This is a genomic window from Endozoicomonas atrinae (assembly GCF_001647025.1).
GTDB classification, from domain to species: Bacteria; Pseudomonadota; Gammaproteobacteria; order Pseudomonadales; family Endozoicomonadaceae; genus Endozoicomonas; species Endozoicomonas atrinae.
In genome coordinates this window covers 1-10,653 of sequence record NZ_LUKQ02000190.1, presented here as the reverse complement: position 1 = coordinate 10,653, position 10,653 = coordinate 1, and the positions used below count along the sequence as shown (strand labels likewise).

The following is a 10,653-nucleotide window of genomic DNA, read 5'->3' as shown; positions in this document are numbered from 1 at the left end:
ATCAGAACCTGATGCACAGAGTTTTTGAGAAGTTAGGCTTGGCAATGAATGACGAAAAAGTCATGAATACTTATGAGGAGCTAAGTAGCTATGGTGCTATCGCTGCATAATAGTGTCCGGAGTATTGGTATTAAATACAGTGATTTACCTGATTTTATCTTCTATGGATGGATGATAATTTCTCTTGAAAAGAGGGCGCAGGAAACAAACTCAAGATCCTTATGAACGACTTTCCAGACAGGTAGACGAGGCTTTAAGGGAGCAGGCCGAATTACCCTATCTATTCTGTAATACGCTGTCATGGGTTGAATATGCCCGTTATATTCAATCGAAAGAATCGGTCTGGTTTGAGGATACGGGTAATCACAGGGTTCAATCCAATCAATGAATTTTAATTATTGCATTGGATGCCGTTGTGCTTCACTTTTTTTGGCGATTTTCCCCATCGCCACAAAAAAATTGAAAGCACAATGGCAAGGCTCCAATGCAAAAATTAAAAATTCATTTTGGTGGTATTGGGTGGTTTTAAGTCGTTATTAGAAAGTTTTTTTCAGCTATTGCGTTAATTGAAATCTATGTATTTAATTCAACACAGGTGAACCAAAAAAGGAGAAGATAAAAAATGGAAACCACCATCAAAGCTCTCTACCTGGGAGCTAAAGTTACCGAGTTTGAAAGCTCACGCTATTTAAAAGTTTTTCTTTCTGGAACGGGTGAAGATGATGATCCGAATATTTATGGATTGGATATCATGATTTGCAGTTCTGATTATGAAAAGCTCGTTGACTTTCAATCCTTACAGCCATTAAAGCCTTACGAGTTTCGAACCAAAGTGATGTCGGGGGCAAAACAACGCATGGCGATTAAAATTCTTGGCATTAAACAACCGGCATTAGAAAAGGCGGTTAAATAATGCAACTGCTTCTGTGTGAGGGCTTCAGTACGGATGTCGGTGGTGGGATTTCCTGCTCCGGTGAATCCGCCACCCTGACACTGGAAGAGGTGCGGGCGATCCCTGCATCGAATGGGCTGACGAAAGAACAGGCGGATGGACTCATCAGCGCAACACTAATGCTGCTGGTCATCGGGTTTATCTTTGCTCTGATCCTTCGTCAATTACGTTAACCAACAAGGAGATTAGCCATGAAGAAGCTAAAACACCTTGCACTCCTGCTGGCGACTTCAGCAATGGCATCCAGTGCCTTTGCCGAGATTGATGTGTCAGCGGCCACTACTGCCATTTCAACCGATGGTTCGACAGCGATTACCGCTGTGGGGACTGCGTTGATTGGTGTGGCGGCACTTGCCGTGGTGTTCAAGTGGGTCAAAGGCGCGATTTTCGGCTGAGACCTGCTTGCATGGGTTGGCGGGAGGTTCGTCCTCCCGTCTTTTAATAACAATAATACAAGGATGATCAGACGATGTGGGTTCCAGACTATGGATGGTTTTACGTGCTGGTTGTCCTTGTGGCTGTCTGGGTCATGCGGCCATGAAATTACTTTTACTGGTATTACTGCTTTCTGTTGTTAGCCAGGATTCCTTCTCTTACCAGCAGGGAGCAGCTGACTGTACTTCGCCGATTGGCCAGACCTATTCCCAGACTTCCGGGACAACCTATTCCGTACGGTTGTTGTCTCATGTTCATAATGGCTTAAACCAATACCCAAACAGCACCCTATATAACTACTGTCCTCCCGATGACCAGTCTTCAAGCTTTACTGCACTCTACAATTTCAGTACATCACCTGAGTGTGAGGTGTATGACGGAACGGGTGCTTGTACTTCTTCCTGTTTATCAGCCAAGCCCATCACCAGTTCCACCAATGCCCAAACCGCCTGTTTCAACCAGTGCAGCTATACCTCATTAGGGGGCTTTCGTGACTATGACAATGCGGTGGCTCCCATCGCTTATGAATACACTCCGACTGGTGGTGCCTGTTCCGGCAATGAAGAAACTGCACAGTTAGCGGGTGTCAGCGAATACACCGAAATCAATGAAGATGAACTGCCTTGTCGTTCCGGTGGTAGCACTCAGGTGTGTATCAGTGCTGACGAGACCTGCAAATTGATCAATGGGGTTCCTGTCTGCATTGATAACGAAACACGGGAAGACCAATTCAACTGCGGAACCTTTAACGGCGAAGTGGTCTGCTTTGAAAAGAATGCCTACAGCAACTGCAAATACGTCAATGGCGAATACCTTTGCACTTACCCTGAAGGAGATGTCGTCGATCCCAACTCTGTTGATCATCCTGCCAATGGTGGTAATGCCAATGGTAATTCAACGGATGATATTCTCGATCAGCAGGATCTCACGGACAACACGCCAGAAGCCCAAAGCGTCCAGCAAATTGTCAAAGAAACGGGTATTCGCCAGCAGGCCGAAAAACAGGCAGAAAACGACAATCCCAAATCGGCTTTCTCCGGCTTCGAATGCGATAAAGAGGTTGTGTGTTCCGGTGATGCAATCCAGTGCGCTATTGCTCGAATGGAGAAGAAGCAGCTGTGCCTCTCGCAATATAACGACGGTGAAATCAGTTCCATCATCAGTAACAACCCAAGCATGTCTCCCTTGGGATCATTACCGGGGGATACGCTGGAAATCCATGTTGAAGACTTTCTGGATACTGAAGAATACGTCACGTCGGATAACCAATGTCCCGATCCCATCAGCTTTACCGTTCTCGGTGCTGAGTTTGAGTTTGCCCTGACTCCATTATGTGACCTGGCTTCCTATATCTCATGGTTCATTCTCTTCGCCACCTGGTTCTCAATGGCGGTGATATTGGCCAAGTCTCTCGGCAACGGATAGGAGCAGATTATGGGCTACATACTGACTTTCATTGTTTCCATCATTGTCCCCATCGCATGGCTATTGTTGCGGGGACTGGGGGTAGGGGTGGTCACCTATTTTGGCTTGGATATCATGGTGGATTATCTGGGCGAGCAGATACAGGCCAACTTTGATGGTATGCCAGTGGCCATGTTCCAAATGCTTTCTCTGCTTGGCATCCCCAAAGCGGTCAATATCGCACTGTCGTTTATCACCGTGATCATGGTGATCAAGGGTATCTCCTATTTTAATGGACGGCCAAAACAAAGCGTTTCCTTCTGGAAAGGCTTTGGTGGCTAGTCCTGAATCACGGGTTGTTAATGCTGTCTATTGAGCCGCTGGAAACGGTGTTCTTTTCATGAAAAGAACTCGGTTTTCTGCGGAACCCAAAACCAACAGCCATTAACAATCCGCAAGGATGACCACAGGAGAACAAGGGACAGTGCCATGCTTCACTTCATTACCGGCAGACCAGGTGCCAGCAAAAGCCTGAACTGCTTCAAAACCGTCTGCACCGATAAGAAATACGCTGGCAGACCCAAGTTCTACAACAACATCAAACTGAACCTGTTGGACTATCAACAGTGTCAGACTTTTCAGGCGTTTTTCTACGACATCTATCTACCGTCGCTGACCAAGAATCAGAAGTCAGTCATCGCTCCGATGATTCAACCGATTCATGAACAAAAGCGGTTTGTAACGGTGGAAGATGCGCCATTTCTGGAAAAGGCATTTCAGCAGCATGATCCACTGAGGCAATGGCTGAAGTGGGTCAAAGTCTGCTATCCCGCTGCACAGGTACAGAAGGTCTCCGAGATCGAGAAGAATGCACCTGAAGGGGTGGAACTCACTTTCAAGGACTTCGAGCATCTGAACCTGCACTGGACACATTTCCCCGATCCCCACCAATGGTATGACCTGCAAGGCTACTCGGTGCTGGTCATTGATGAGGCTCAGGAGTTCTTTCCGGTACGCTCCGGCAAAGACAAAGTGCCTTCGTATGCGTCACGATTCGAAAAGCATCGCCATGACAGTTTCGATGTCATCCTAATTACCCAGCATCCGAACTTTCTCGATGTACACCTGAGAAGGCTGTGCGGACACCATACCCACTACTTCAATTTCTGGGGTTCCTCCAAAGTCACCAGATTCACCTGGGACAAGTGCGCTGACCCCGATGATCACTTTGCCAAGAAAGAAGGGCGCAAGTCCGTCACCGGCAAGCCAAAGAAATACTTCGGGGTCTACTTCTCTGCGTTTGAACACACCCACAAGCTGAGCCTGCCGCCGGTGATCTGGCTGATCCCGATACTGCTCGGTGCTGTCGGTTTTGCACTCTACCTCGGCTACACCACACTTACCCCTGATCAACAAGGCGAAGCCGCACTGGCACCGGAACCCTCCGGTTCTCTATTGCCGGTTGCAGACACCGAGCCTCAAAGCCGTGAGCAGTATCTGCAAGAGCGCAAGCCGAGGATCACTGGCATGGCTCATACGGCACCGGTCTATGATCACCTGACCAAACCCCGTTCTTTTCCCAAGCCACAGAACTGTGTGCTCTGGCGGGAGGGAACCGCACAGGAAGTCTGCATCTGCTACTCCCAGCGGGTGACTCGCATGGATGTACCGGACTACCTGTGCAAGGCCATTGTCCGCAATGGCTACTTTGACGAAACACTCTCGGATAAACGACACGACCGGAACAGTCGCCGCAGCAACCGACGGGAGATCGAGCCTTATGACGAACTCTGAGCCATGCACTGTGCGAGGCTGACACGCGCAGCGCAGCCCGCACAGGCGGACGTTCCTGTAGCACGTCATTAAAAAAGGGTAGTGAAAAACGAAAAGTTATAAAAAGGATTTTTGATATGAAACATTTGGATCGTTATGAACCATCAGCGGATGGTAAGACCACAAATCAACAGGATAAGGGACTTCTGTTCGTTCATCCCAAATTTGGGAAGGTGCAGGATCTCTACCTTGAGAACTTCCAGATTGTCGGAACCTATGTGGATACCTTACGACAACTGTTCAAAGGAGCCATGAATCTGGATTTCCTGACGGACATTGAAGACTCACTGAGCTTTGGGGAGAAAACCTTCCGGTTCGTCGGCCATGACTGGATACTGGGCAAGAGTGGTAAGGCATCGGGTTACCAATACCGGCTCCAGAACAACCAGCTGGGAGTCATTATCTTCTGCAAAATGTTCCACTCCAGGGCGGAAACCATTGGTTCTCATCTGAAAATTGAGTGTTCACCGTGGTTCCTGGATAACCGATCCCCGAAAAAGGTCGATCAGTTCCTGGCGAATATTGCCAAGAAAGTGCTCAGGTGTGCAGAACCCCATTATCCCGCTATTCATCTGGCGGTTGATGTACAGGGCTGGAAACCGGATAACGACCTGTCAGAGAGAATGACCTGTAAATCCAGACGGGTCTCCAACTACTTCGGGATTGATAAAGCCGAGTTTACGGTATCCGATGTCGCCTGTGTTTATGATCGTGCCCAGTCCTTCAAATTTGGTTCTGCGGGTGCCGTACAACTGGCGATCTACAACAAGACCATACAGGCAAGGGACATTGATAAGTTTGACTACATGGAACATAAATGGGAAGAGAGCACCAAACTTGATGATGGTTCCAGTGGTTATGATCCTGAGTCTGATGTCTTCCGGTTTGAGGTACGATTCCACCACTCCGTGATCCAGCAATTTGCTCTGGGAACCTGTAATAAAGAAACCGGTGAAATCGGCGTCAAAATGAACATCTACTCCGAGGTCATCAAGCATATCCAGGCACTCTGGCAATATGGTCTGAGATCCTTCAAGCTCAAATACAACAGCAACTACCTTGACCCCATTTGGACAATCCTGCAGGACGATATCGTATTCAAATACCCTGAATCCGCCTATAAAGACAACCTCCATTACAAACGGTATTACAAGAAAGCCACGTCCTTCTCAGGCAAGAACTACCAGCTCTATATTGGTAATCTCCTGTCGGCCTGTGCAAGAAAAGGGCTGAAATTCAAAAGGGTGCTCAGGGAGCTACAGGGGAGCGTAATCTGGGACGATATTGCTCAGCACTACGAGAAAAAGAAAACGACCGAAAATCAGCTGATTGAACGACTGCGGGAGTCTTACCAAGAAAGAATACTGCTGGGGTACAGCATATAAAGACAAAAAACAGAAAGGGGATAAACCCCCATCTGTTATTTCTTGGTAGAGCGAGTCGGTTGCTCCAATGAGGACTGATTTTTCAGGAAGCCGTGAAGGATTTCCAGAATGGCCACCAGTTCCTCAACTTCCGAGTTATAACTCTCACGGATCACCTTGGTGGTGTATTGGCTCAGTTCTGCGATTTCATGACGCTTGGTTTCAAGCTGGTTTTTGGTCAAATGGATCAGGGTGCAGAGCATGGAGTTGGTCAGTGTTTTCATGATGTTTACCTCGTTTGCTGAATGTAATTTGTCCAGGAACGACAGGTAAGGACGTGTCCAAAAAATGTTTTGTCCGTAGAGGCAACAGATTTATTGGACTAAGTCTGATGTTGTTCAAAATTACCGGTATTCAGCAGGAGGTAGGCATTCAGAATAAATTTGTCGTATAGACTAAAACCTTAAACACAGCTCACATTGAGTTTTAATCATCGCATGATAGGGCAGAGCAGAGCCTTTATTGGTTATAAAGTTGACATCACATCTAACAATCCTCCAGCCAAATTTGAGTACTGTCGAAGCTCTTCGTTAAAAAAATAAAGGCAATATTTTTAGAGTCCGCTAATTTGAATACAAATGATTATCATATGCGTTGTAATTAATAGACATCTAACTTTTAATTTTTCGTCTATTAACGCTTATTTTTAATAAGTATGAATTTATATGCTTCATGATAATGGAAGTTGGGTTTATTAACTAAAGGAGTTATAAAGAAAATGCAACAACAAGGTGTAATACCTAACATTTCACCTCACTGTTCTGTGAGTGCAACAAGCAACTCCACTGAGAATACTCAAAATCCAAGGACTTCACATCTCTCTACAATCTTTGATTTTGGTCGTGAATTTGTCAGGTCAATGGACCCTCGTTATAGCTACCATAAACAAGATCATGATTGTGGGTTCAAGCTTGATTTTCAGCCTCGAGAGTTTGCTAAATCAGTTATAAGTATTGTTTCACCTACTGCAAACGCTCTAATTCGTGGAGTGGATTTTGTTAATAATAACAAGCTGTTGGCGGTCCCTGTGGCCATGGTGGCTCATATTATTGGCACTGGTGCTAATCCAGTTTCTCAAGGAAAAATTGCAATTAAAGATGCTGCAACACTGCAACAAATTGGAAAAGAACTCCCAATAAATGGAGATTATATACAAACGAACCCTATTCATATCAATGGTACTGAATTTCAACCAATAGGTACTACAGATCAACCTTTTCTTGGAACATATGATGGTAATGGGGAGCCTATATCCGGATTAACGGATTGTTTGTTTGAAAAAGTCAGCTGTGACAGCTCGGTGAAAAATGTCGCTATCACTGATTCAGAGGTGAATATTGCCCCTGGAGACGTTGACAAGCACCGAGGATTTGTTGCCTGTGAAGCAGAAGAGTCAGCTTCTTTAACAAACAACCGCTTAGCAAATTCAACCATTGTTACACATAAAAAAAGATGGGGACGTCACCCTGAGAAGGGGCTTGGAGGAATTGTTGGGCAGGCCAGTGGGGGAGTAAGGATTTCAGGCAGCCAGGTGGATCATTGTAAAATAGAGGCTGTCAGGAAAGAGCAAACAGGTCTAGTCGCAGGTATTGCGACTGGAGATTCAGTCATTTCAGGTAGCAAGGTCAGTGGTTCTTCCGTTTTGGTTAAGGGTGAGGATTCAAGAGCGTCTGCTGTAGTAGGTAAAGCTTCAGGAAACGTAAAAATTGAATCATCCACACTGGCTGAAATCACGCTGGAAAGCTCAGGTGAAGGACTCAATGCTGCTGGTGTGGTTGGATACGCGACGGGTAATACAGAGGTAGGGCATACGGTTGCCAGTAAGGTTAGAGTTATTACCCACTACTCTAGTGCCGATGCGGGTGTGGTTGTTGGAGCGGCTGATGAACGTGTGAAAGTATTTGATTCCAACGTTGATGGCTCCAGCGTAAGCACTTCTGGACGCTATGCTGATGCGGGTATTACTGCAGGACAGGCGACGGGGAGTGTCAGGCTTACTAATACGACAGCTACTGGTTGTACTGCAGTAACTCACCGTACTGATGGCCGTGGGTATGAAAGTTATAATGCAAATGTGGGCATCGGTTTAGGTTATGGTTCCGGCAATGTTATTGTGAACGGTACCTTTGCTGAAAGCTGCATCGTATCAAGTAATGGCAAAGTTAATTATGCAGGGAATGCAGCAATTGGTGTTGGTCGTGCCAAAGAAAATGTTCAAATCATAGATACTCATGCGGTTAACTGTACTGTATCCACAAAAAGTGCAAGGTCGATGGGGGGAGGGGGAGCTGGAAAGATTGAAGGACGTGTTCAGGTGGTAAACACCGTGACTGATCACTTGGTTGTCTCTGCTAGTGGAGAGCATTCACAAGTAGGCTTTGGGGTGGGAAAGGCATCTGGATCCACCTCTATTAAAAGAACAAACGCAACTGACAGCGATTTAATTTCTAATGCAAATAGTGGAGATATTGGCGGAGGTGCGGGATTACTTAGAGACAATGCCAGAGTTGACCTTACGACATTAATGAATTGCAATATTTTAGCTCTGGGTAGTGAATCAGATGCTGGTGGAGGTGCTGGAAATATTGGAGATAAGGCTCAAGTTGATAAGACTGTTGTTGACTTCTCGAATATTACTACAACTGCCAGTGATTCGGATGCTGGCTTTGCTGTTGGTCAGGCTTTTGGTGATGCTTCTATTACAAGTACCCGTGTAAATAACAGTATTGCTCAATCATATGGAGCCAATGCCAATGCGGGGGGAGTAGGGGAACTGAAAAATAAAGCAGTGCTTCAAAATACTCAGGTGTACGGCTCAGCAATTATAGCCAAGGGGGAAAATGCCCATACAGCGGTAGGAGCAGGTTTCGCAGAAAAAAGGAGCCGGGTTGATGGGGTTCTAAGTAGAGATAACCGTATAATCACGTCGGGTAAATCCAGCCATGCAGCGGTGGGGGTAGGTAAACTTTCAGAAAGTGCCAAAGCGGGGAATATTCAAGCATTCTGTAGCCATGTTGAAGCCAAAGGGGAACTCGCCAGTGCAGGAGTGGGCACTGGTATGCTTGGAGATAGTGCTGAACTATCAAATATTCATGCTTGTGGGGGGAGTGTGAGTGTACGAGAGAGTAGCTATGGGAATGCAAATGTTGCTGCAGGCATCGCCGCTGGAGGTTCCATCGCCAATGTTACAGCATGTGATATTCAGATAAATGGCAAGCTTGATAATAAGCACTGTGAAGCAACAAGCTGTACCGATACGTGTTTGCCAAGTGCTACTCCTAATCCAGTTCTTCAGACATCACAACATACTACTTTTCCGTCGACGGCCCGGCCCCAAGTGCTAACACCAAATACTTCGCCCAAACCGACTCTGTCACCTCAAGCGGTATCACCAGATACTACCCCTAAACCGGCTCTGTTACCTCAAGTGGTATCACCAGATACTTCGCCTAAACCGGCTCTTTCACCTCAAGGAGCTCAGACTTCAACGTCCAAGCTTATGATCGGTGAAAATCAGACGGTGAATTACAGTATTCCTGATAGGCAAGCTCGCAACAGTATGCCGTCGGATATCAAGGAAGCACAAACAGAGACTCTTTCTACGGCTGGGGCTCTTAGTTTAGGGGGTCTTGGGGGTATAACTATAGGAGGTGTTGTTGTTTATAGTGCAGTAAATGTTGTAAGGGGAATCAAAGAAGGTAAAACAGGGTGGGATCTGGCTAAGGCTCCCTTCTCTTATGCGGTGAATGATTTTCGATCATTCACTAGGCCTAGGCCCACTGACGCTGATCAATTTGAACTTTCCTCAACAGCCCCCCTGGTTCAAGGAATGGAGGAAGATATTGCCTAGTTTAATAAGTAAAAATGATTAAGCAAATTTATAGCAAGCACTGGCCACGGGCTCTGTACTTTCCCCCCGATTTATTTGACATTGAAACCTAACTTAAACGGGGGGATATTTTTGTATAAATCACTGGGAATTAATTATGTGTATCGGAGGTGTCCAAAAAGTGTCCACCAAACTGACCAATAACCACTTTTAACAACCCAAATGGACACTTTTTAGTATTCTGAATTATTCTAACCTATTGATATATAAAGAGTCTTTTCGGTATTGCAAGGATTCGAATCCCTCCCTCACCGCCATTATCCCTTCCCTAGTTTTATTTTACCCCTCCAAGATTTCTACTTTTTCCTTAAGTGTCTAAGATGTGCCAATTTCATTTAGCTTAATGGGTTTGGTCTTATGCGCCGTTTAAGTGTTCTTTTCTGAATTTGGTGTAATTCATAATCTTTCTAATTTCGGAATGGCTAAAGTTATTTTCTAGCTCCTGAGATAGCTGGAGAAATATTTTCCATTTGAAATCATGCAGGAGTCCAAATAGCCTCAGAGCCTGTAAATAATTCTGTGTAAACGCCACCAAAACTATTACTCCTTGAACCGGTCAGGAAACATAATTTCAAACCGGTTCATGGCTGCTTTCCAGTTCCTGATCGGCATGGTCCATTTCTCGGAAGCTTTTTCCATGGCCAGATAGATTACCTTCATGACTGACTCATCAGTCCGAAAAATCTTCCGGTTCTTGATCGCCTTACGAATGACGC

9 protein-coding genes and 1 pseudogene are annotated in these 10,653 nt (G+C 45.8%); 8 read left to right on the top strand and 2 right to left on the bottom strand.

Annotated elements, in window-relative coordinates; all coding sequences use genetic code 11:
• The first annotated feature begins 622 nt into the window (after positions 1-622).
• The 7 genes from AK963_RS20515 (at position 623) to AK963_RS20485 (ending at position 6,009) form a co-directional block, all read left to right on the top strand.
• Positions 623-913 carry a hypothetical protein gene (locus tag AK963_RS20515; RefSeq protein ID WP_066017296.1) on the top strand — a complete coding sequence of 97 codons (291 nt, stop codon included), beginning with the start codon at positions 623-625 and terminating at the stop codon, positions 911-913.
• A complete protein-coding gene (locus tag AK963_RS20510; protein WP_066017295.1) occupies positions 913-1,125 on the top strand; it encodes a hypothetical protein in 213 nt (70 codons plus the stop codon). Before AK963_RS20515 ends, AK963_RS20510 begins: the two co-directional genes overlap by 1 nt.
• Positions 1,126-1,143: 18 nt before the next feature.
• The gene (locus tag AK963_RS20505; protein WP_020580594.1) at positions 1,144-1,347 is read left to right on the top strand and encodes a major capsid protein; all 204 of its coding nucleotides are present in this window, start codon (positions 1,144-1,146) and stop codon (positions 1,345-1,347) included.
• A 142-nt stretch (positions 1,348-1,489) separates the two neighbouring features.
• Entirely contained in the window at positions 1,490-2,812 is a 1,323-nt protein-coding gene (locus tag AK963_RS20500) for a virulence factor TspB C-terminal domain-related protein (RefSeq protein WP_238593801.1), read from the top strand.
• Between the two features lie 9 nt (positions 2,813-2,821).
• Entirely contained in the window at positions 2,822-3,133 is a 312-nt protein-coding gene (locus AK963_RS20495; protein ID WP_066017293.1) for a DUF2523 domain-containing protein, read from the top strand.
• Between the two features lie 147 nt (positions 3,134-3,280).
• Positions 3,281-4,585, top strand: a complete 1,305-nt coding sequence (locus tag AK963_RS20490) for a zonular occludens toxin domain-containing protein (protein ID WP_066017292.1) — start codon at positions 3,281-3,283, stop codon at positions 4,583-4,585.
• A gap of 116 nt (positions 4,586-4,701) precedes the next feature.
• Positions 4,702-6,009, top strand: coding sequence for a hypothetical protein (locus AK963_RS20485; RefSeq protein ID WP_066017291.1), 1,308 nt, complete (start codon positions 4,702-4,704; stop codon positions 6,007-6,009).
• Positions 6,010-6,044: 35 nt separating this feature from the next.
• Here the strand turns inward: AK963_RS20485 and AK963_RS20480 are convergent, their stop codons facing one another.
• On the bottom strand, positions 6,045-6,272 hold the full coding sequence (locus AK963_RS20480; RefSeq protein ID WP_066017290.1) for a hypothetical protein: 228 nt from the start codon (positions 6,270-6,272) through the stop codon (positions 6,045-6,047).
• Positions 6,273-6,766: 494 nt separating this feature from the next.
• Here AK963_RS20480 and AK963_RS20475 point away from each other — a divergent pair, with 494 nt between their 5' ends.
• Positions 6,767-9,898, top strand: a complete 3,132-nt coding sequence (locus AK963_RS20475; RefSeq protein WP_139117555.1) for a hypothetical protein — start codon at positions 6,767-6,769, stop codon at positions 9,896-9,898.
• Positions 9,899-10,477: 579 nt separating this feature from the next.
• Here AK963_RS20475 and AK963_RS32300 read toward each other — a convergent pair.
• Positions 10,478-10,653, bottom strand: a pseudogene (locus AK963_RS32300) (IS256 family transposase); the annotation flags it as partial.

Excerpts from the sequence above, each read along its gene's own strand:
- AK963_RS20490 (WP_066017292.1), top strand. The coding sequence starts at position 3,281 with ATGCTTCACTTCATTACCGGCAGACCAGGTGCCAGCAAAAGCCTGAAC.
- AK963_RS20515 (WP_066017296.1), top strand. The coding sequence starts at position 623 with ATGGAAACCACCATCAAAGCTCTCTACCTGGGAGCTAAAGTTACCGAG.
- AK963_RS20475 (WP_139117555.1), top strand. The coding sequence starts at position 6,767 with ATGCAACAACAAGGTGTAATACCTAACATTTCACCTCACTGTTCTGTG.
- AK963_RS20500 (WP_238593801.1), top strand. The coding sequence starts at position 1,490 with ATGAAATTACTTTTACTGGTATTACTGCTTTCTGTTGTTAGCCAGGAT.
- AK963_RS20510 (WP_066017295.1), top strand. The coding sequence starts at position 913 with ATGCAACTGCTTCTGTGTGAGGGCTTCAGTACGGATGTCGGTGGTGGG.
- AK963_RS20505 (WP_020580594.1), top strand. The coding sequence starts at position 1,144 with ATGAAGAAGCTAAAACACCTTGCACTCCTGCTGGCGACTTCAGCAATG.
- AK963_RS20480 (WP_066017290.1), bottom strand. The coding sequence starts at position 6,272 with ATGAAAACACTGACCAACTCCATGCTCTGCACCCTGATCCATTTGACC.
- AK963_RS20485 (WP_066017291.1), top strand. The coding sequence starts at position 4,702 with ATGAAACATTTGGATCGTTATGAACCATCAGCGGATGGTAAGACCACA.
- AK963_RS20495 (WP_066017293.1), top strand. The coding sequence starts at position 2,822 with ATGGGCTACATACTGACTTTCATTGTTTCCATCATTGTCCCCATCGCA.